Genomic DNA, 22,246 nt, shown 5'->3' with positions numbered 1-22,246 from the left:
ATATTTCAACGAATACTTTGGAACGGGAACCACAAATTATTGTGGTGAAGATTCCATCTTTCTTCAGGATATTATATCAAACAGAATACAGTTATACCTTTCTCCTGTAACGATAGCTGGTATAGATCAAACAGAGTCATCTTGGTTTCAAGGTCATAACGAAAAGTATTTCACAGTTGCAGGTATGGTGCTAGCTGTAATATTTCCTAAATTAGCATTTTTACTAGCAATTCGTAGTGCATATAGATTTAGTAAACGCGAAGATACAAATATGAAATTCTTAAGTATCTTAAAAGCATATTATAAGGGTATAATAAGTTATAAACAAAGAATTTAAAATATATGATAAAAGCAAATAAAAAAAACGAGCGTTTTTGGGTAAGCCAGAAATGCTTGATGCCATATGGTCAGCCACACGATTTGCTTAAATACTCAGAAAATGAGATAAAAATCGAGATGAACAAACGTGGGTGTTTATTCGCACGTTGGGTTTCTGAATTCGATGTACCTGAAGTAACTCAATGGTGGTATTGTATTCGCGACGAAAAAATCTCATTAGAGAATCTAAACTCTAAACAACGCTACCGAGTAAAAAGAGGTTTGAAATTTTGCAGAGTTGAGCGTGTGGATCCTCATCAATATGGAGAGGGTTTATACAATGTTCTTGTTGAGAGCATGAAAGATTATCCTCCTGAATATAGAGGTTCAATTGAAACGTATGAGACCTTTTCTAAAGGCTTCGATGTAGCCCATGCCGATTGGTTCGCAGTTTTCGATGCGGAATCTAATGGCATTATAGGTTATAGTACATGTCATCGTGGAGATGAGATGGCTCATTTAACAGCATTAAAAGTTATGCCTGAACATTTGAATAAAGATGTAAATGCGGCACTTGTTTTTTAAATAGTAGAATTTTACATAAACGAGAAGAATTATCTATATGTAAGTGATGGCGCCCGTAATATTAAGCATCAAACTAAATTCCAAGAGTATCTTGTTCACAATCTTGGTTTTAGATACGCATATTGCAAATTGAATATACAGTACAATAAATATATGGGCTTAGTGGTTAAAATTTTATATCCTTTTAGAAATGTACTGAATAAAATTCGAGGTAATAACGCAATGCTCTATAATGTATATTGCGTCTTAAAACAAGAAGAGATAGCTCGCACTTTCAAATAGCATCTACTTCAATCTTGATGATAATTGGGGATAGAAATTGATAATAATGAAACCCATATGGTGAAGAAATATTAATGTATGAATACCGAACTAACTATATCGTCTCGTGGTGCTGAAATGCCAGAGTCACCAATTCGCAAACTAGCACCACTCGCTTATAAGGCAGAGGACGAAGGCGTGAAGATATACCGCCTGAATATCGGCCAGCCAGATCTTCCTACTCCTCCGAAAGCATTGGACGCATTAAAGAACGTTGATCGTTCCACATTGGAGTATTCACCATCGCAAGGCTATCGCTCTTTGCGCAATGCGCTAGTGAACTACTATGAACGTTACCAAATAAAGCTTCAGGCGGATGACATTATTGTCACTTGTGGCGGTTCGGAGGCGGGTCTCTTCGCCTTTTTGAGCTGCTTGAACCCAGGGGATGAAATCATCGTACCCGAACCAGCTTACGCCAACTACATGAGCTTTGCCATTTCGGCTGGTGCAGTCATCCGAACGGTTACGACTACCATTGAGGAAGGATTTTGTCTGCCCAAAGTGGAGAAGTTTGAGGAACTGATCAATGAACGCACTAAGGCGATTTTGATTTGCAACCCGAACAATCCGACTGGCTACCTCTATACCCAAAAGGAGATGAACCAGATTCGCGATTTGGTGAAGAAGTATAATCTGTATCTCTTTTCTGATGAAGTGTATCGTGAGTTCATCTATACGGGTTCGCCTTACATTTCGGCAATGCACTTGGAGGGAATTGAGCAGAACGTAATCTTGATTGATTCTGTCAGCAAGCGCTACTCCGAGTGTGGCATCCGCATTGGTGCTTTGATTACGAAGAATGAGGCTGTTCGCAAGACCGTGATGAAGTTCTGTCAGGCGCGATTGTCACCTCCTTTGATCGGTCAGATAGTAGCGGAAGCGTCCATTGAAGGAACAGAAGCCTATTCACGTGAGGTGTATGAGGAATATCTGGAGCGCAGGAAGACGCTCATCGATGGCGTGAACCGCATTCCCGGTTGTTACACGCCAATACCGATGGGAGCGTTCTACACTGTAGCAAAGTTGCCAGTAGATGATGCCGAGAAGTTCTGTGCTTGGTGTTTGAGTGATTTCAGATACAAGGACGAGAAGACTGGAACCTTGAAACCTTCTGGAACCAAGGGCTTGCCAGTTACTGGCGAGACCATCATGATGGCTCCTGCCAGTGGTTTTTATACCACTCCTGGATCAGGTGTCAATCAGGTACGACTCGCGTATGTGCTTTGTAAGGAGGACATACAAAGGGCGTTGATGATACTGGAAAAGGCACTTGAGGTGTATAAAGTGTTATAAATAGTGATTATTAATATTTTCGTAATATATATGACAACTGCTATTATCATTGCCGGTGGAGTCGGCAACAGAATGGGACAAAGCATCCCAAAACAGTTTATCAACGTGTATGACAAGCCCATCCTCATGTACACGCTTGAGGGTTTCGAAAAGCACCCAATGGTAGATGCCATCGAGGTGGTATGTATCGAAGGATGGGAGAATGTAGTGTGGTCATACGCCAAGCAGTACAACATCACCAAACTCAAGTGGATTGTCAAAGGTGGTGCTTCAGGACAGGAGTCAATTCGTAATGGTGTCTATAACCTGGAAGGCAAGTGCTCGCCTGATGATGTTATCATCGTTCATGATGGTATCCGCCCTTTGGTTGATGCTGAGGTCTTGACTGATGTTATCATGAAGGCTCAGGAGTTTGGCAATGCCGTTACATCTCTTCCTTACAATGAGCAGATTTTCGTTGTTAGCAAGGATGATGAGAACACTACAACACAGTTCATCCCTCGTGAGACTTTGAGACGAGTTTCTACCCCTCAGGCATATAAATTCGATTTGCTTGACAGCAAGTATCATGAGGCATTCGAGAAGGAGATTGGTATTTATGGCTCGCACTACACCAACACCATGATGGTGGAGTTGGGCGTTCGTCTGCACTTTGCTGCTGGTTCTGACAAGAACATCAAACTTACCACCAAGGACGATCTCGAAATGTTTAAGGGTTATCTGTCTAAAGGAAAATAAATATGGCATTAAATAAGAAACATCCTCTTTATCAGGAGGATTTAAATTACATACTTTCCACGAAAGGCATTGAGTCTCTTCGTGGGAAGAGCATACTCATAACAGGTGCTACAGGACTACTTGGTGTAAACCTCATTGACGCACTAATGCTCATGGGAGATATGAAGGTATATGCCGTTGGTCGTTCTAAGGATAAGGCTGCAGTTCGACTTGGTGAGTATTATGCCAATCCAAATTTTGAGTTTATTCAGCAGGACGTTTGTGAACCTTTCGCTGAAGACCTGAAGGTGGATTACATTATCCCAGGTGCAAGTAATACACATCCGTTGGCATACTCTCAGTACCCAATCGAGACCATCATGATCAACATTAAGGGTGCAGAACATGCCCTTCAGTTGGCAGAGCGTTGTGGAGCAACTGTTCTCTACATGTCAACAGTAGAAGTCTATGGCAATGCTATTGGTCAGGATGTATTCACAGAGGATTATACAGGCAAACTTAATTTGGCAACTTCTCGTGCTTGCTATACAGAATCAAAGCGTGTAAGTGAGGCTATGTGCCAGTCGTATATTGCAGAACGTGGAGTGAATGTGAAAATCGTTCGCCTTAGTCGTGTATTCGGGCCTACAATGCTGGAATCTGATAGTAAGGCAAGCTCGCAGTTCATCAAGAAAGCTATTGCAGGTGAGGACATCGTACTGAAATCTAAAGGCGAGCAGTATTTTTCATATACATACGTAAGTGATGCAGTAGCCGCAATGCTCCACGTCATGATCAATGGCGAGAATGGTGTTGCATACAATATCTCGAATGAGAAGTGTGATGTTCATCTGAAGGACTTTGCTCAGATGTGTGCAGAATGTAATGGTAAGGATGTAGTCTTTGACTTGCCTTCGGAAACCGAACAGAAAGGATTCAGCATTGCAATGCAAGCAATTCTTGATAATAGCAAATTAAAGAGCATCGGATTTGAGCCAAAATACTCAATGAATGATGCTGTAAGTCGAACTGTTGAGATACTCAAATAGTATGAAATCTGAAAGCCAAATAATGAGTGAACTGTCGCACAAGACACATTACCTGCGTGAGTTGACAACCGAAGAATCAAAGGCATTGAAGAGTGCTATACTTGACATATATAAGGATGTGGCAGCCCTTTGCAACAAACATGGACTCACCTACATGATGTCAGGTGGAACTTGCCTCGGAGCCGTTAGACATCAGGGATTCATTCCTTGGGATGATGATTTAGATATCATGATGCCAAGAAAGGATTATGATACATTGATCCAATTACTTGAGAAAGGAGAATTGGGACCAAAATACGAGTTTACCTATCCGAATTCAAAGACTGATGCAAATATTGTATTCTTAAAGGTGTTCAGAAAAAAATCCAAGGATGTTGAGATTCACAATACAAATAGTCCTTTCCCCAAAGGAATTTATTTGGATGTGTTTGCTCTTGATGCCACACCAAAGTCACCATCAATGCAGAAATTGAAGGGATTTATTGCTAATGTTCTGCAATACATTGCAATGTGCAGACTATTGACGCAATATCCAAGCCAGCAGGTAAAGGAGTTCATGTCTATGGATCCAGAGCTGCTTAAGAGATATAAACGTAAAGTTATGCTGGGTCACATCTTCTCTTTTGCAAGTCATGCCAAATGGGTATATTGGTTTGACAAGTTTGTCGCTTGCTCAAAAGAAGGTAATCCTTGGGGAATTCCAACTGGACGTAAGTACTATTGCGGAGAGATCTTCGACAAGGATGTTTATGTTCCTGTAACAAAGGGAACATTCGAAGGTCTTGAAGTAAATCTGCCCCATGATACTGACCGCTACCTGAAGAACCTCTATCGCAACTATATGGAACTACCGCCAGTAGAGAAGCGCGAGCGTCACTTCATCTGTGAGTTCGAGTTGCCGAAAGACTGAATGTAAGAACAAGCAGGCATTAGGCGCGATGCTGCGGATCGGATTCGTTGCCTGCTGCAAAAAAGAATAATAATATGACAGCTAAGAAATATCAGGTATTAATAAACCTATAAGAATTAGTCATGGTGACACCACCGTTGAGGTGACATCGAAAGACGAATCTGCTACCGAATAAATCGAAAATTTTTAACAAAACTATTGCAGGTAAGGCTCTGGGTGCAAGTCACTCAGGGCTCAGCTGTTTATCATATATTTTGAACGAAATAATAATAAATGAGTCCACTTGAAAAAGTCATTTTTACGAAATTTTACTATTGATGATCAGTTAGTAACAAAACGGAAAATCGTCAAAATAGACGTTTCCTAGTACGCTCTTAAATCATATCAATATGAATACAAATTTTACGGTGGCGATGTCGGTGTATAAGAACGACAACCCACAAGATTTTAAGACTGCGGTGCATAGTATCTATGACAAGCAGACGGTGCGTCCTTCGGAGATTGTGCTGGTGGAGGATGGACCTATTCCGGCTGAACTGGAGGCTGTGGTGAAAGAGCTGCAGAACGAGATACCGGTGATGAAGGTGGTGCCTTTCGAGGTGAACCGTGGTCATGCTGCTGCTCGTCAGGGTGGACTGGAGGCTGCAACCAACGAACTGGTAGCTATCATGGATGCGGACGATGTGGCTGTGCCTAACCGTTTCGAGATGCAGTTGAAGGCTTTTGAAAAGCATCCTGAGGCTACGGTCGTTGGTGGTAATATCAATGAGTTTATTCATGAGACTACGAACGTGGTTGGTAGCCGAATTGTGCCTGAGAAGGATGAGGACATTAAGGACTACTTGAAGAGCCGTTGTCCGCTGAACCTTGTTACGGTAATGTACAAAAAAACGAAGGTGCAGGAAGTTGGTGGATTCATCGACTGGTACTGCGAGGAGGATTACTACCTGTGGATCCGTTTGGCATTGGCTGGACATAAGTTCTACAACGTGCAGGAGAACTTTGTGGATGTGCGCGTGGGCGAAGAAATGTATCAGCGCAGAGGTGGCATGAAGTACTTTAAGAGCGAGGCCAAGTTGCAGAAATATATGTGGAAACATGGATTGATTGGTTTCCCAAAATATATGTATAATACTGCCATCCGCTTTGCCGTACAGGTAGCTATGCCGAACTGGCTGAGAGGTTGGGTGTTCCAGAAATTTGCAAGAAGTTAAAAGATGGAGTTGCAAAAAGGGAATATAGAAAATCTGTTTTATCAGCTGCTGCGTATGGCGTTAGGCAGGCAGGTTTGCTTGCCGCATACACCGAACGAGCAGGAATGGAAGGCACTTTATGAACTTGCCAAGAAGCAGTCGCTGATAGGTGTTTGCTTTGCTGGAGTACAGAAGCTACAGACACAACGGCAGGATCCTCCGGAAATGACCTATCTCACGTGGATGGGCATGGCTGCTAAGATACAGCAACGAAACGAGGTTGTGAGCCGGCAGTGTGTGGAACTGCAAGGGCAACTCGCTGCGGATGGATTCCGGTCGTGCGTGCTGAAGGGGCAAGGAGTAGGGGCACTCTATCGAGTGCACGAAAACGATAACGATAACAATCAAAACTCTTCTGATCTCTCCATGCTTCGCCAGTCGGGCGACATCGATGTATGGGTAGATACGGACGAAGAGGGTGCGTTGCGTTGGGTGAAGAAATATCAGCGAGAGTTGGATTTTGACTACAAACATGTTCATCTGGATGTATTAGAAGGGACATCGGTTGAGGTGCATTACAGACCTTCGATCTCGCGTGTGCCTTGGTACATGAAACGAGTGGAGCATTTCACCCGTGAGAAGGCTTGCTGGACGAATGCTGTTGCGCTGGGTGATGGCATGGTGAATGTGCCGTCACTGGAGTTTAATCTGGTATTCATCTTGCAGCACATCTTTGTGCATCTGTTTGCCGAGGAAATGACATTGAAGCAATATCTGGACTATTACTTTGTGCTGAAACAAGCGCATGAGAAAAGTGCAGATGTGCAGGAGGCTTATCGCTGGATGCAACGCATGGGTATGGGCAGTTTTGCAAGGGCTACGATGTGGCTGCTGCGAGAGGTGTTCGGAATGCCTGAAGAATGGATGATATGTGAGGCGGATGCTGATGAAGGACGTTTTCTGCTGGATCGTGTCATGGCAAAGGAGCAGAAAGCGAAGAAGGGTGAGCATGGTTCTGTGCGTTGGCATCTGTCGGTGTTCTGGGCTCAACAGAGCAAGAACCTGCATCTGCTGACTCATTATCCGCTGGAGGTGCTTTTCTCGCCCATCTGGCTTGCTAGGCATTTCTTCTGGAAACGCATCTGGAAAATGAAACATAAGGAGTTGTTTGTATGAATAAAGTAAAATCAATCGCTAAGGCGGTAAGGCAGTTTTGTGCATATCTGTTTTGGCTACAAAAGAATAAACGCTGGGTGGAGAAATCTGACTCTAACTCAGGTTGAATAACAATATGCTATACACAAGACGTGATTTAAAGACGAAAGGTTTTGTTGACCATCATGTTGCAATGCAAAGATACTTACATAAGTACTTTCATGACAAAAAACACTTCAATAAATTAAAATGGCATGATAAGGACTTCTTTTACGAATATCTTCAAATCGTAAAGGATGAAAATGGTCGATATGGATTTGATCTGCTTAAAATACCTGATGCAGAAGAATACCTTTTTGAAAAGATTATTCTGATATATGCAAGTGGTAATGATAGTATCGATTTCGCAAAGAAAACGTCAGACTATGACGGCATAATAAGCAAGAAGAGGCAGGCACAATATATGGCTGTATATTAGAAACTTTTAGCAAAATGGAGGGTAAGACTGGATAAACCCGATGATTTGTATACTGGTATTATTGCTCCAATGCGAAATGAGAAGTTGAAGGAATTGAAGTTTCTCTTTGATGATAAACAAATCTCCAAGCCTACTTTCATAAAGAGATGCAATTATATCGACACCACATTTTATCACATCTATTACAAGGTCAAATGTTATTTTGATGAGATTAAGGATAGATGTGAACTAAAATCTATAGGCGGTCATGACTTCTATGCTGATGTATATACCTATAGCCATGTTCTTTCAAGACACTATGTGCCACTTATGAATAAAGGCATTGGAGGTACACTTAATGAGCCCATTCCTTATGTCGATGTATTTGAACTTCCAAAATCATTGTTAGAGTTGATTAATGATTATGCCAATCATGGAATTATTACTAAGAGTACAGAATACTTGTTATTTGAAATGGATGGCATGAAATATATTCTTTGGATAAAATATGGAGTAATCCCTAATTTGAAAGATAAAATGGGATTCGAGATTCGTTCTTTCTATCGGTGTTCGGAGCAACGAGATATAAATAAGTATGAAGGTTTAGCAAGACGGCATATACGCGAAGGATTATATGCTGTAGTATAGAAAATTAAATAATAATCATATGATACTTAAATGGATTTTTGACCGTGTGGTCGCTTTCGTGGGACTATGTTTCCTGTGGCCTGTATTGCTGATTGTGGCGATAATGGTGAAAATTAAGATGCCAGGTGGACCTGCGTTCTTTGTGCAGAAGCGTGTGGGAAAAGGCGGTAAGCTGTTTAACTGCCATAAGTTCCGTACGATGACGGTGAAGCATAACGGCTCTACGGTTTCGGTGGCGGGTGATAGTCGCATCACTCCGTTTGGAGCTAAATTGCGTCATTATAAGATTGATGAACTGCCAGAGCTGTGGGATGTATTGATAGGCAATATGTCGTTTGTAGGTCCGCGTCCAGATGTGCCGGGTTATGCAGATAAGTTGCAGGGCGATGACAGGGATGTGCTGAAGCTGCGCCCCGGTATTACCGGTCCAGCCACGTTGAAGTATAGATTGGAAGATGAAATGATTTCGGAATACGTGGCTAAGTGTCAGGCAGAAGGTGACAAACGCCCGATGCAGGAGATTGCTACGGAGTATAACGATAACGTAATCTATCCTGATAAAGTACGCCTAAACTGTTACTATTATCGTCACTACTCGTTCTGGAAGGACATAGAAATGATATTTGCTACAGTGCTCGGTTTTAAGGTAAAGTTTGCTGGTGAGGAAGTGTAAATGTTTTCTTGTCATAATCATTTTGTCGCATAACTGCAACGACGCTGGCGTCTAAGAAGAATAGCCAGACATAGCCAAAATGTCTGCCCATTACTATTATTTGGGTTCACAAAAAGAAATGTGGATGATTGCTTTGTGGATAGTTGGAATAGTAGTATATTTGTTGGGAATTAGCTCCTCTTGGTTTTGTGGTAATACGATGGCAGCAAGAGGTATTATATATTAATCTTATATATCTATGCGCACAAATAGCTTTGACTTTGAAAGAGCTCTTGAGAAGATGGAGAGGTTGAGAAAGAACAATCGTTCGCAAGAGGAAATTATTGATGACCTGAAGAGTGAATTGGCCACAATAAATGAACTCTCTCTGCTTACGCATGCGATGAGATTGATTGTGGAACTTGATTGCCGAAAGTCTTCCGAACTATATATAAATGTGGAGTCTCCCATGAAACAGGCACTCTATCTGATAGATGTCTATTATTCTATTGCGGACAGAGATGGGGTAGAGGATATAACCGAAGCCAAATGGGATGTAATCTCGCAGTTGCTGGATGAGATGGAAATGGCTTATTTCAAAACTGTAGGGCTTCCGAATGGCGGAGATGTCTTTCATGATGAGAGAGACGAGAAACTCGAAGTCCAACTGTCTTCGTTCCTTTTCTATTTCAGCAATGGCAAGTTGTGCTATGAGGAACAGACGCTTGATAGGTTGATGCGTAGCTGCAAACCTTATGACGATGTGATACGAAATCAATTTGGATTTGGAGTTGATGATGCCGTAAAGTTTGTGCTGCATGTTCGTGATCTGAACAACAGGAAATATACAGAAACGATATATAAAGGAAGCAAGTATCACTATTATAGTCAGCATCCCGAAGAATGGACTAAACTTGTATCTGGATACATTGATCGAGGAATTGATCCCAGGGATTGGGCAAATCAGCCTGAATTGAAAGGTGCGTTTGATTTCCTTCTGATTAATCCAGGAGAGATATGTATGCACGACAGGGAAGAAGTGGAAAGTGTAGACATTGACCGAGGTTGTCTGCAACATATAATTAATTTTCTTCTTTATGACCCTCGGCGGGCGATAGATGCAGGGACTGTATATTATGCCGATAAGCGTCTCTCGGAAGAGATGCCGCTGTTCAAAGTGGGTGATAGATATATTTGCCCCATCACTAAATTTCTTATAGAAGCGTTGTATTATCGGCTGTCGTCAGAATTGCAAAGGAAGGTAAGCAAATATAATGAAAGGAAAGGTGAGGCGTTTGAGGCCAAGGTGTTGGACGTCTTCCAGCGATTCTTTCCGAGCAAAACGCGTTTTTATTCGAGTTATACGATAGATAGAGTATGCGAGAATGATTTGTTGATCAAGTTTGGCACCACCTGGATTGTTGTGGAATGCAAAAATTGTGGTTTCCGTGCCCCCTTCAGGGATGCAGAGCGGGGCTATGATCGCATAAAAACAGATTTTGCTAAGGCAGTCCAGTACGGCTATGACCAATGTAAACGTATAGAAGATGCTCTCTGTAGTGGCAACGCTGTTGATCTATATGATGCAAAGCACATTGGCAAATTGTTGTGTCATGTCGCGCCCCAAGAGATAGGTGATGTGTGGTCTGTGGTGGTGACAGATTACAACTATGGGCCTATTCAAACGGATTTGTCTAAGTTGCTCAACAAGGAACCTGACGACCTTTACCCATTGTCAATAGGTATCGATGATTTGGAAACATTCTTAATTCTGATGAAACGGTTGTGGAAAGGAGTTGCTCCACATCGTTTTGTCGAATATCTTGATTATAGAGAGCGTTATCAGGAACATGTAAAATGTTTTGATGAATTGGAGCTTGCTGGCCTTTATCTTTGTGATAGAGACCAGTTCAAGAAGTTTGCTGATGTTGACTCTACGGTCATTACTACTCCCGAAATGGGGGAGATCTTTGATGCTTACTATCGTGTAGGCTTCGGTTTTCCTAATGAACTAAATTTCGAGGTCAAACGTCATTATCGACTACCGAAGTATTCTAAAACGTTTGTGATGGATGATCTGGCAGAACTGAGTCAGGAGTATGGCGTCAATGCCAAGGATAATCATTAGCGTGTTTATCATATCCATCTGTCACCTTATCTTGTTAGTGATATATAAGTGGTATTTTTCATGTAGAGTTTCATAGACAGACGTTTTACTAATAGGTTATTTGTTCTATAAGCTCTTGCAAATGTCAGCCTTTTACTATTTTTTCTTGCGTTCTAATGCGTCCGCATTGCATCCTGGCATTATTTGTCTACAGTTATAATCTTCTTGCAGAATAGTCCTCTTTGGTATTCTTCCGTAGATTCTTATCTATATCATCGTAATGCTTTGTACTCATAGTAATATCTCTCCATTAACAGTTTTGGAGGGAATTATTGCATATGCATGAAATAGCGCAATACGCAAAGCGCAAGGACTCTTTAATAGTGCGATAATCTTTTGTTTGAAACGTTCAACAATATAATAATCAGTAGAAAAACTTTAATTAATTTCTATTATGGAAAGGAAAACTATTTACTTGTGCCTTGCCCACATGAGTGAGGCTGGTTTAGAACAAAAATATGTAAAGGAGGCTTTTGATACCAACTGGGTGGTACCGATGGGACCGAATGTGAATGCCTTCGAAAAGGACTTGGAGGCGTTTGCCAACAGTAAGAGTGATGGTACAGAGCCGCTTGACCGCAAGGTGGTTTGTCTGTCGGCTGGTACAGCGGCAGTACACTTGGCTTTGATTGGCTGTGGCGTGAAGGCTGGTGATGAAGTATTGGTGCAGAGTTTCACATTCTGTGCTTCGAGTCATCCGATTACATATCTTGGTGCCAAGCCTGTATTCGTAGGTTCTGAGGACGAGACATGGAACATGGATCCTGTGTTGTTGGAGAAAGCTATCCTCGACCGTAAGGAGAAAACTGGTAAATATCCGAAGGCTATTGTGCCGGTGGCTCTGTATGGTATGCCTTACCATATCGACGAGATTATGGCTATTGCCGACAAGTATGGTATTCCAGTGGTAGAGGATGCAGCCGAGGGTATGGGCTCTCGTTTCAATGGTCAGGTGCTCGGTACGTTTGGCAAGTATGGTATCCTGTCATTCAATGGTAACAAGATGATTACCACTTCGGGTGGTGGCGCGCTTATCTGCCGTAACGCAGAGGATGCCAACGAGGTGATGTGGTATGCTACCCAAGCCCGTGACGCTTACCCCTATTATCAGCACACGGCTATCGGTTACAACTATCGTATGTCTAACGTGTGTGCCGGTATCGGTCGTGGGCAGATGACTGTCCTCAATGACCATATTGCCCATCATAAACATGTGCAATCACTCTATGAGGAACTGCTCAAGGATGTAAAGGGTGTACATATCCACAAGCAGCCTGCCGACAAACGCTATGATGCCAACTTCTGGCTTTGCGCTGCAACTATGGATGCAGATGTGAAGATACAAGGACAGGAGAATGCCTACAAAGAGGTCATCAAGACTGCCGTAGGTGGCGCTGCCGGTGTTATCCATGCCGTCGATTCGGCTGTGACCGACTGCCAACCCAATGAGAATGTAGAGGCGCTGCGTGTATTCATGCTCGCCAAGAAGGTGGAGTGCCGTCCTGTATGGAAGCCTATGCACAAGCAGCCTGTCTATGCCGATGCGCCTGTATATACAAATGGTGTGGAGGAGGAACTCTTCAAGGTGGGATTCTGCCTGCCCGCTGGCCCTTATGTCACCGACGACGATGTGCGTTACATCGTGGAGTGCATCAAGGAGGCTATCGTTGGCTAAGGTGTGTATATTATAATAAGGTGGGCGGCGATGCTTTCGTCGCCCTTTTGAAGAATAATGAAAAAGTTAGTTTGGGCCATCTTCGCTTTCTGCAGGTTTCTTCTGATTCCGCGGCGAGCGAACAGATTGCCCAACGATTGAAGAACATGGAGATAGACAAAGACTTGTTGAGCCATCTCGTCGACATGGCCAAGGCCAGTCCGCGTCTGCGCCATAGCCATGACTTGCGTACCTCTCTTGCGGATAATAGTCAGCGGCTGCTTTATGCCTTGCTGCCAGGCACCGACGTGCCTATTCATCGCCATCCGCAGAGCACGGAGACGGTGATGGTGTTGTGTGGCAAGTTGGTGGAGGTCATCTGTGATGATGGTGGGCGCGAGGTGGAGCGCATCAGCCTTGACCCTCAGGCCGGTAAGTTTGGATGTGTGGTGCCGAAGGGTGCTTGGCATACGGTGGAGGTGCTGGAGCCGTCGGTCATCTTTGAAGCCAAAGACGGTGGATATGGCGTCGATGGTAGTGAGGTGTGGAGTGGGGTGAAGGACAAAACGGCTTTCTCCAACAGCCTTGGCGACCTGAAGAAGAACGTAGAATATCTTATCGGCATGGAACGACTGCAGGGTGCTGTGGATGTGTCACCTGAGCATATCGCCCGCGTGCTGAATGTGCCCGTGGAGGATATTAGACGGGTGATGGAGGAGATGTCGTAGGCCGTTTCGGTTCTTTGTCTGCGGTGGAGATGCTGTTATAGCAGTCCGCATAGGGGATATGTGGCTATAGGCGAAATGCTGCAGCGATACTATGCAGAAGGCGGATGCGCAAGATGATGAGTCTTGGGCATCCGCCTTCAGCGTTTGTCAGGGAATGAGTGGGTTGATAGTGACATTATACGAATTTTATATGGGAAATACAACCTCCATTTCGGAAGATTGATGGTAACGCCTTCGGCTAATCGCAACTCCTGTAGAGTTGCTAAGAGGGTGGGGGATGATACCCAGAGTAGAGGCGCTGCGCACCTCAACCCTGGGCTGGGAAATCGCAACTCCTACAGAGTTGCCTCTGGGTGCGTACCAACTCGTATAATCTCTACTCATAGCAAGGATAGGGATTTGCATGGCCTCAACCTTGAGGCTGAATGACGCAGGCACCATGGTAGGAAAAGCGGCCCATGGCCGATTAAAAAGTCCGGCTGTGGCGGTAAATAGCAATAGCCTCCATTCCGGAAGATTGATGGTAACGCTTTCGGCTAATCGCAACTCCTACAGAGTTGCCTTCGGGTGCGTATTGACTCATATAATCTCTACTCATAGGAAGGATGGAGATTCGCAATGGCATAAACTCTGGGCTGGGAAAACGGTAGGACTGGGAAAACGCAACTCCATTAGATTTCCGCTATGCGCAGTGACCTTCGGTTTAGAATTGCCTTTGGATACGTAAGGTGGAGCTGTCTGTTAACGTGAATAGAAAACTTGTGATTGTCTTTAGGATAAAATGGTGGGAGATGGACTTTGGACTGGTTTGGCTGCTTGATTTGGTGATTGCGTGGTCGGAATTGGTGATTTCGTGCTTAGAAATGCTCGTTTCTGAGTTTGAAATCAAGTTTGGTGTAATGGCGTCATATGTTGTCTGAGCAACAAAATAGTGCAATCTATTATTTTTCTTGTGAAAAATATTGGAAGAGTAGAAGAAAAAGCGTAATTTTGCATATTAAGGCAATTGTGTTGTCTCTATTGGAAATCATGATTATTGTATGGCAGTCGTAAGATTGGATAATATCAAGGCGGAAACGTTCAGATGGGCGTTTGTCCGCGCAGGCTACAATGAAGCGGAAGCTGTTGCGGCTTTTCCTATGTTGGAGTCGTGGCTGTCTGGAGAACAATTGCCAACACTTCGCCAGCTTGAGAAGTTCGCTGCCAAGTTCTTTGTGCCTATGGGTTTCCTGTTCTTGCAGCAAAAACCAGTAGAGACCGTTCCATTCCCGATGTTCCGTGGCAGCGCTGGTATAGACAATAATTTCGATTTGAATGTCTATGATACGGTTATGAACATTCAGAGTCGCCAGGACTGGCTGGAGGAGTATTTGCAAGACAATGTGATGGACACTTGTCAGATAGTTGGAACCATTACGCCCGCTACTCCTTTTGCTGAGGCAGTCCGTAAGCTGCGTACCGCTTTGGGCCTTGAGTGCGAATGGGCATTCAGCCTTGCCAATGTTGAAACGGCAGTAAATGTGTTGACGGAACACCTTGAAGAAATAGGTATCTTCGTTGCATTCAATGGCGTTGTTGGCAACAATACTCATAGAGTTCTTAAAGTTGAAGAGTGCAGAGGTTTCGCTCTTGTCAATGATACAGCCCCATATATTTTTGTAAATAGTGCAGACAGCAAGTCGGCCCAGATGTTCACATTGATACATGAGACAGCCCATATCATGCTTGGTATTAGTGCTGGCCACGCTGGAGAAAGTATTGCCATGCAAAACCATGTCGAGAAATATTGTGATATGGTTGCTGCCGAATTCCTGGTGCCCGAGAACGTGTTGCGAGAATTGTGGAATGGCGAGATCAAATGGATGTCAAGACGCTTCAAAGTAAGCGAACTCGTCATTGCACGAAGAGGGCATGACCTGAATCTGCTCAGCGATGAGGACTATAACCAGTTCTGGCATGAATACTCCAATCGTCCCATTAACAAGAAAACATCTGGTAGTGGCGGAAGTTTCTATTTGACCAGCGTAAAACGTGTGGGAAGGGCTTTTGCTATCCATGTGAGAAACGCTGTAAACAGTCGTGTGTTGAGCTATACTGATGCTTTTAGATTGACGGGATTGCACGGAGGAACATTTGAACATTTTATGAATAATAATATATAAGGTCATGGCATATCTGATAGACAGTAATATATTTATACGTTCGAAGAATGAGATGCCAATGAATCTGTGGCCTACGTTCTGGCAGCGAATGACCGATATGGTAAACAGCGGCGAGTTGTTTATCAGTACCAAGGTTAAGGAGGAAATAGAGCGGGGTAATGACGAGCTGACAGAGTGGCTGAAAAACTCTGCACCAAAGACGTGCTTTGTCGGGCTTGATGGCGACATCATGCGTATGTATGGAGAGGTCCAGACATGGGCTGGTACAAAGTCATTCACTCAGACCGCCAGAAATGTGTTTGCTACTGTTGCCGATGCCTATTTGGTAGCTACTGCTGCTGCGAAGAATATGACACTGGTAACGTATGAGAAATCAAACCCAAACAGCAAAGCCCGTGTCTTGATTCCAGATGCCTGTGAAGCGGTTGGCGCCAATTATTGTGATTTGAACGCGGTGCTGCGCGGTATGGGAGTCGTGATATGATAATCTGCATAAAATGGATTCGAGCGTTATAAGTGCTTAAAACACAATTTATAACGCTCGAATCGTTTCTGTGCATAAGAGATGTGGGCTCTCTTCAATCTTTACAGATTTACCAATACTGTCAATATAGAGTTGGATATGGCGATCGGGGTGGTGGTTACTTCGCCGTGATGTGGAAACAGCCTTGGTGGACTTCGTATTTTATCCAGCAGCGGTCGTTCTGCCTCATGTCGCGCAGCACTTCGCTCAATATCCATTTCAGCGTGTCGTTGCGCACCACGCGGCGACGTTCGCCTGGGGCTTCTATTGTCTTGTAGCGGTTGTAGGCGATGTCAAAGGTGGTGCCATACATGTGGCAGCTGTTCTGTGTGGCGTTGGAATTTCGTCTGCGCAGATGGGTCACATCCTTCTTGCTACGCAGCACGCTGGTCACGATAATCTTGTGGAGTGGCACTCCCTTGGTCTGAAGGCTGTCGAAGAAGGCGCGGCCTATGTCCTGCAAGAGTACGGAGGCGCGGGGCACGAGATAGGGGATGCTGTTGTGTAGCCGGTCGGTATAGAAGTAGGGGTTGGCGCCGATATATACCAGTTCGCTCTTGCGGCGTTCTGCTTCGTGCTCGTCTGCCACGGGCGACACGCCATGTTTCCGGGCTGAGAGCATCTGTACATCGTTCTGGTCGGGAAAGGTATTGCCGAAATTGGGCACGCTGAATATGCGGTTGCGCGCTGGGGTTCCGTCGGCGTTGAAAAAGCGTGTGCGCTGGCTGATGGGGGTGGCCTTCAGTGTGCCTTTGAGCAGCGCTGCGGTGTCTGCGGCCAGTGTGCTGTCGGCTGTCGTCGCTACGGGAGTCTGTGTCTGAGCGGAGCGGGGCATATCGCCTGCCACCGAGGGGAAGATACATCTCACCATGCCGAGCACCACCACTGCGATGCAAAAACCTTGTATATATCTTTTTCTACTTATGTTCATCAAATCTATGTATTTGTGCGCAAAGTTAGTAAAAAATCAACACTTTATGGTCAAGTATCACAAGATTTTTGTAAATTTGCACCTAAATTTAAATGGGTATCAATTGATAGAGAAACATATTATATTAGAAGATATCGACCCACTCATATTCTATGGGGTAAACAACAGCCACCTGCAAATGATAAAGTCGCTGTTCCCTAAACTGCGCATAGTGGCTCGCGATAATGTGATGCGTCTTCTCGGCGATGAGGAAGAAATGGCCAAAGCCGAAGAAGATATTGAAACCATAAGAAAACATGTTCTGAAATATAACAGTCTGAACGATGAGGACATACTCGACATCATCAAGGGCGAGGCGACCAAGGCCGATGCCGTGAAGGATGTTGTGGTCTATTCGCTCTCAGGCCGACCTATCAAGGGGCGCTCTGAAAACCAGCAGCTTCTGATAGACTCGTTCAACAAGAACGACATGATATTCGCCGTGGGACCTGCCGGAACCGGAAAAACCTATCTCAGTATAGCCCTCGCCGTGAAGGCTATGAAGGAGAAGAACGCCAAGAAGATTATCCTGTCGCGTCCGGCCGTCGAGGCTGGCGAGAAGTTGGGTTTTCTGCCCGGCGACATGAAGGATAAGATAGACCCCTATCTGCAGCCGCTCTACGACGCTCTGGAAGACATGATACCGGCAGCCAAGCTGCAGGATATGATGGACAAGCACATTATCCAGATAGCTCCCCTGGCCTTCATGCGTGGTCGCACGCTGAGCGACGCGGTGGTAATACTCGACGAGGCTCAGAATACCACCCCGGCGCAAATCCGCATGTTTCTCACCCGTATGGGATGGAATACCAAGATGATTATCACCGGCGACATGACCCAGATAGACCTGCCCCACGAGCAGAAGAGCGGGCTGAAGGAAGCTCTGCAGCTGCTCAGCGGTATCGAAGGCATCTCGGTGGTAGAATTCAACAAGAAGGACATCGTGCGCCACAAGCTGGTGACACGAATCGTCAATGCCTACGAAGCCTACGACAAGGCGCGACACGGCGAAAAGGAATTGGAATTCAAGGACTAAACTCAATAAATAATGAAAGCTCTAACGAAAACAGATTTCAAGTTTGAAGGACAACAAAGTGTGTATCATGGCAAGGTAAGGGATGTGTATGACATCAATGACGACCTGATGGTAATGGTGGCTACCGACCGTATCTCTGCCTTTGATGTAATTCTGCCCAAGGGCATACCCTTCAAGGGACAAGTGTTGAACCAGATAGCTGCCAAGTTCCTGGACCAGACCCAAGACATCTGTCCCAACTGGAAACTCGCAACCCCTGACCCCATGGTTACCGTAGGTCTGAAGTGCGAGGGATTTCGTGTAGAAATGATTATCCGCGGTATACTTACCGGTTCGGCCTGGCGTGACTATAAGAACGGCTGCCGCGAGATATGTGGTGTGAAGCTGCCCGAAGGCATGCGCGAGAACGAGCGTTTCCCCGAGCCCATCATCACTCCTACCACCAAGGCCGATGAGGGTCACGACCTCAACATCTCCAAAGAAGAGATTATCCGTCAGGGTATCGTCTCTGCCGAGGACTACGCCGTGATGGAAGACTATACCCGCAAGCTCTTTGCCCGCGGACAGGAAATTGCCGCCAAGCACGGACTGATACTGGTAGACACCAAGTATGAGTTTGGCAAGCGCGACGGCAAGGTATATCTCATCGACGAGATACACACTCCCGACTCGAGCCGCTACTTCTATGCCGATGGCTACGAGGAGCGCTTCGCCAAGGGTGAGCCCCAGCGCCAGCTGTCCAAGGAGTTTGTACGCCAGTGGCTGATTGAGCACAACTTCATGAACGAGCCCGGACAGACCATGCCCGAGATTACCGATGAGTATGCTGAGACCATCAGCGACCGCTACATCGAGCTCTACGAGCAGATTACCGGCGAGAAGTTTGACAAGACCGCCGAAGATGGCGACATCGCTGCCCGTATCGAGAAGAACGTGGCTGCATATCTGGCTACCCGCAAGTAGAACTATGTACGCACAGGAGAAGATTAAGCCCTACACAGGCAAGGCAGAGAAAGGCAAGATGGTGAAGAGCATGTTTGACACCATCTCGCCCACCTACGACAAGCTCAATCTGCTGATGTCGTGGGGCATCGACCGCCGCTGGCGCAAGGCTCTCATAGACAGTCTGAAGCCCTGGCGCCCCCAGCACATTCTGGATGTGGCTACGGGCACCGGCGATCTGGCCATCCTTGCCGCCAAGAGCCTGGCGCCCCAGCAGGTGACTGGCGCCGACTTCTCTGAAGGCATGATGGAGATAGGGCGCGAGAAGGCTGCGCGAGAGGGACTGGGAGAGGTCATCTCCTTTGTCCACGAAGACTGTATGAACATGTCTTTCGCCGACGAAACCTTCGATGCTGTCACTGCCTCGTTTGGCATCCGCAACTTCCAGAGCCTCGACAAAGGCTTGGCCGAGATGTGCCGTGTGCTGAAGAAGGGCGGTCGCCTCGCTATCGTCGAACTGACCACGCCGCAGCGCTTCCCGATGAAGCAGCTCTTTGGCCTCTACTCTCACACCATCCTGCCGCTCTATGGCAATCTGATCAGCCATGATGTCAAGGCATACCGTTATCTGACGCAGACCATCGAGGCCTTCCCTCAGGGAGAGCAGATGACGGAGATACTCAAGAACGCCGGTTTCGAGGAAGCCTCGTTCCGGCGCCTCACCTGTGGTATCTGCACCCTGTATCTTGCAACCAAATAACATATTACAGTTATGGACAAATATGGATTAATAGGCTATCCCTTAGGACACTCGTTCTCCATAGGGTATTTCAATGAGAAATTCCAGAACGAGGGCATCGATGCCGTGTACGAGAACTACGAAATCCCCGACATCTCTACGCTGCCCGAGATTCTCGACTCCAATCCGGAGCTGAAGGGGCTCAATGTGACCATACCCTACAAAGAGCAGGTCATCAAATATCTGGATGCCATTAGTCCGGAGGCCAATGCCATAGGTGCCGTCAATGTTATCCGCGTCACCCACAAGGACCGCAAGACCATCCTCAAGGGTTTCAACAGCGATGTGATAGGTTTCACCAAGAGTATAGAGCCCATGCTGGAGCCCTGCCACAAGAAGGCGCTGATACTGGGTACTGGCGGCGCGTCGAAAGCCATCAACTTCGGTCTGAAGTCGCTGGGTCTGGAGACTCTCTTTGTGAGTCGCAGTAAGAAAGAGGGTGCCATACGCTATGAAGAGGTGACTCCCCAGGTGGTGAAGGAGTATAACGTGATCGTCAACTGTACTCCCATCGGCATGTATCCGCACGCTGACGAATGTCCCAATATTCCCTATCACGCTATGGACATGCACACGCTGCTCTACGACCTCATCTACAATCCCGACGAGACTCTCTTCCTGAAGCGGGGCAAGGCTCATGGTGCCACCATCGCCAACGGACTGGAGATGCTGCTCCTGCAGGCATTCTCGTCATGGGAGTTCTGGAACGGCAAAGAACAACTATAATATATATAATAAGGTATAGGCGGGCCGACAGGGCTGCCAGAGCAAACAACACAATCAACACGACAAACAATGACAGACAACAGATATATGATGCGTGGCGTAAGTGCCGCCAAAGAAGATGTGCACAATGCCATCAAGAATATAGACAAAGGCATATTCCCACAGGCCTTCTGCAAGATTATCCCCGATATCCTGGGCGGTGACCCCGATTACTGCAACATCATGCACGCCGACGGCGCCGGAACCAAATCGTCGTTGGCCTACATGTACTGGAAGGAGACCGGCGATATTGAGGTGTGGAAGGGCATAGCCCAGGATGCCATCGTGATGAACACCGACGACCTGCTGTGTGTGGGTGCTGTCGACAACATCCTGGTGTCGAGCACCATCGGCCGTAACAAGATGCTGGTGCCTGGCGAGGTAATCTCTGCCATCATCAACGGTACCGACGAGCTGCTGGCTGAGATGCGCGGGATGGGTATTGGCATCTATCCCACTGGTGGTGAGACCGCCGATGTGGGCGACCTGGTGCGTACGATCATCGTAGACTCGACAGTGACCTGCCGCATGAAGCGCTCGGACGTGATAGACAATGCCAACATCCGTCCCGGTGATGTCATTGTGGGTCTGAGCTCTACCGGTCAGGCTACCTATGAGAAGCATTACAACGGCGGTATGGGCAGCAATGGTCTGACCAGCGCCCGCCATGATGTCTTTGCCAAGTATCTGGCAGAGAAATATCCCGAGAGCTTTGACCATGCTGTGCCCGACGAACTGGTGTATAGCGGCAAGTATGCTCTCACCGACGAGGTGGAAGGTGCGCCCGTCAATGCCGGCAGACTGGTGCTGTCGCCCACACGTACCTATGCTCCCGTCATCAAGAAGATGCTCGACGAATGTAGAAGCGAAATCCACGGTATGGTACACTGTACCGGTGGTGCGCAGACCAAGGTGCTGCACTTTGTCAATGACAACTGCAAGGTGGTCAAGGACAATATGTTTGCCGTACCCCCTCTCTTCAAAGCTATCCACGACTGTTCGGGAACAGACTGGAGAGAGATGTATCAGGTGTTCAACATGGGTCACCGCATGGAAATCTACGTCGCTCCCGAAACTGCAGAGAAGATAATCGCCATCAGCAAGAGTTTCAACATCGATGCCCAGGTAGTGGGCCATATCGAAGAGGGCGAGAAGAGCCTTACCATCCATTCTGAATACGGAACATTCAATTATTAATA

Annotated in this window: 22 protein-coding genes; 21 read left to right on the top strand and 1 reads right to left on the bottom strand. The window is 45.9% G+C overall.

Annotated features, from left to right (window positions below; all coding sequences use genetic code 11):
- The 16 genes from CIK92_RS13680 to CIK92_RS03790 all read left to right on the top strand — a co-directional run.
- On the top strand, positions 1–337 hold a 337-nt coding region (locus tag CIK92_RS13680), incomplete at its 5' end, for a hypothetical protein (RefSeq protein WP_216822217.1).
- A 5-nt stretch (positions 338–342) separates the two neighbouring features.
- On the top strand, positions 343–903 hold the full coding sequence (locus tag CIK92_RS03865) for a hypothetical protein (RefSeq protein ID WP_094388241.1): 561 nt from the start codon (positions 343–345) through the stop codon (positions 901–903).
- A 360-nt stretch (positions 904–1,263) separates the two neighbouring features.
- A complete protein-coding gene (locus CIK92_RS03860; RefSeq protein WP_094388240.1) occupies positions 1,264–2,520 on the top strand; it encodes a pyridoxal phosphate-dependent aminotransferase in 1,257 nt (418 codons plus the stop codon).
- A gap of 30 nt (positions 2,521–2,550) precedes the next feature.
- Positions 2,551–3,258: a 2-C-methyl-D-erythritol 4-phosphate cytidylyltransferase gene (locus tag CIK92_RS03855; protein WP_094388239.1), complete on the top strand. Its 708-nt coding sequence runs from the start codon at positions 2,551–2,553 to the stop codon at positions 3,256–3,258.
- Positions 3,259–3,260: 2 nt separating this feature from the next.
- Positions 3,261–4,286: an NAD-dependent epimerase/dehydratase family protein gene (locus CIK92_RS03850; RefSeq protein ID WP_094388238.1), complete on the top strand. Its 1,026-nt coding sequence runs from the start codon at positions 3,261–3,263 to the stop codon at positions 4,284–4,286.
- Position 4,287: 1 nt separating this feature from the next.
- Positions 4,288–5,196 carry a phosphorylcholine transferase LicD gene (locus tag CIK92_RS03845; RefSeq protein WP_094388237.1) on the top strand — a complete coding sequence of 303 codons (909 nt, stop codon included), beginning with the start codon at positions 4,288–4,290 and terminating at the stop codon, positions 5,194–5,196.
- Positions 5,197–5,585: 389 nt separating this feature from the next.
- The gene (locus CIK92_RS03840) at positions 5,586–6,410 is read left to right on the top strand and encodes a glycosyltransferase (RefSeq protein ID WP_094388236.1); all 825 of its coding nucleotides are present in this window, start codon (positions 5,586–5,588) and stop codon (positions 6,408–6,410) included.
- 3 nt (positions 6,411–6,413) lie between these two features.
- Positions 6,414–7,565, top strand: coding sequence for a nucleotidyltransferase family protein (locus CIK92_RS03835; RefSeq protein ID WP_094388235.1), 1,152 nt, complete (start codon positions 6,414–6,416; stop codon positions 7,563–7,565).
- A 115-nt stretch (positions 7,566–7,680) separates the two neighbouring features.
- Positions 7,681–8,022, top strand: coding sequence for a hypothetical protein (locus tag CIK92_RS03830; RefSeq protein WP_144289324.1), 342 nt, complete (start codon positions 7,681–7,683; stop codon positions 8,020–8,022).
- Between the two features lie 309 nt (positions 8,023–8,331).
- Positions 8,332–8,649: a hypothetical protein gene (locus tag CIK92_RS13325; RefSeq protein WP_144289323.1), complete on the top strand. Its 318-nt coding sequence runs from the start codon at positions 8,332–8,334 to the stop codon at positions 8,647–8,649.
- A gap of 19 nt (positions 8,650–8,668) precedes the next feature.
- Positions 8,669–9,322: a sugar transferase gene (locus CIK92_RS03820; RefSeq protein WP_094388232.1), complete on the top strand. Its 654-nt coding sequence runs from the start codon at positions 8,669–8,671 to the stop codon at positions 9,320–9,322.
- Positions 9,323–9,560: 238 nt separating this feature from the next.
- Complete coding sequence (locus tag CIK92_RS03815; RefSeq protein ID WP_094388231.1) at positions 9,561–11,429, top strand: hypothetical protein; 1,869 nt, start codon at positions 9,561–9,563, stop codon at positions 11,427–11,429.
- Between the two features lie 433 nt (positions 11,430–11,862).
- Complete coding sequence (locus tag CIK92_RS03810) at positions 11,863–13,143, top strand: DegT/DnrJ/EryC1/StrS aminotransferase family protein (RefSeq protein WP_094388230.1); 1,281 nt, start codon at positions 11,863–11,865, stop codon at positions 13,141–13,143.
- A 146-nt stretch (positions 13,144–13,289) separates the two neighbouring features.
- Complete coding sequence (locus CIK92_RS03805) at positions 13,290–13,850, top strand: WbuC family cupin fold metalloprotein (protein WP_094388242.1); 561 nt, start codon at positions 13,290–13,292, stop codon at positions 13,848–13,850.
- 1,040 nt (positions 13,851–14,890) lie between these two features.
- Positions 14,891–16,012, top strand: a complete 1,122-nt coding sequence (locus tag CIK92_RS03795) for an ImmA/IrrE family metallo-endopeptidase (protein WP_094388228.1) — start codon at positions 14,891–14,893, stop codon at positions 16,010–16,012.
- A 4-nt stretch (positions 16,013–16,016) separates the two neighbouring features.
- Complete coding sequence (locus CIK92_RS03790) at positions 16,017–16,496, top strand: DUF4411 family protein (protein WP_094388227.1); 480 nt, start codon at positions 16,017–16,019, stop codon at positions 16,494–16,496.
- Positions 16,497–16,653: 157 nt separating this feature from the next.
- Here CIK92_RS03790 and CIK92_RS03785 read toward each other — a convergent pair whose 3' ends face one another.
- Positions 16,654–17,466, bottom strand: coding sequence for a DUF5715 family protein (locus CIK92_RS03785; RefSeq protein WP_094388226.1), 813 nt, complete (start codon positions 17,464–17,466; stop codon positions 16,654–16,656).
- Between the two features lie 103 nt (positions 17,467–17,569).
- Between CIK92_RS03785 and CIK92_RS03780 the strand changes: the two genes are divergently transcribed.
- The 5 genes from CIK92_RS03780 to CIK92_RS03760 all read left to right on the top strand — a co-directional run bounded on the left by CIK92_RS03780 (position 17,570) and on the right by CIK92_RS03760 (position 22,244).
- A complete protein-coding gene (locus CIK92_RS03780; protein WP_094388225.1) occupies positions 17,570–18,541 on the top strand; it encodes a PhoH family protein in 972 nt (323 codons plus the stop codon).
- A 12-nt stretch (positions 18,542–18,553) separates the two neighbouring features.
- The gene (locus CIK92_RS03775) at positions 18,554–19,504 is read left to right on the top strand and encodes a phosphoribosylaminoimidazolesuccinocarboxamide synthase (RefSeq protein WP_094388224.1); all 951 of its coding nucleotides are present in this window, start codon (positions 18,554–18,556) and stop codon (positions 19,502–19,504) included.
- Positions 19,505–19,508: 4 nt separating this feature from the next.
- Entirely contained in the window at positions 19,509–20,243 is a 735-nt protein-coding gene (ubiE, locus tag CIK92_RS03770) for a bifunctional demethylmenaquinone methyltransferase/2-methoxy-6-polyprenyl-1,4-benzoquinol methylase UbiE (protein ID WP_022310271.1), read from the top strand.
- A 12-nt stretch (positions 20,244–20,255) separates the two neighbouring features.
- Positions 20,256–21,008, top strand: a complete 753-nt coding sequence (locus tag CIK92_RS03765; protein WP_094388223.1) for a shikimate dehydrogenase — start codon at positions 20,256–20,258, stop codon at positions 21,006–21,008.
- A 69-nt stretch (positions 21,009–21,077) separates the two neighbouring features.
- On the top strand, positions 21,078–22,244 hold the full coding sequence (locus tag CIK92_RS03760) for an AIR synthase-related protein (protein WP_094388222.1): 1,167 nt from the start codon (positions 21,078–21,080) through the stop codon (positions 22,242–22,244).
- Positions 22,245–22,246: the final 2 nt, after the last annotated feature.

The sequence above is a fragment of the Prevotella sp. P4-67 genome (genome assembly GCF_002251325.1).
Taxonomy (GTDB): Bacteria; Bacteroidota; Bacteroidia; order Bacteroidales; family Bacteroidaceae; genus Prevotella.
The sequence above is the reverse complement of the archived record's forward strand: the minus strand, read 5'-3'. Positions and strand labels throughout refer to the sequence as shown.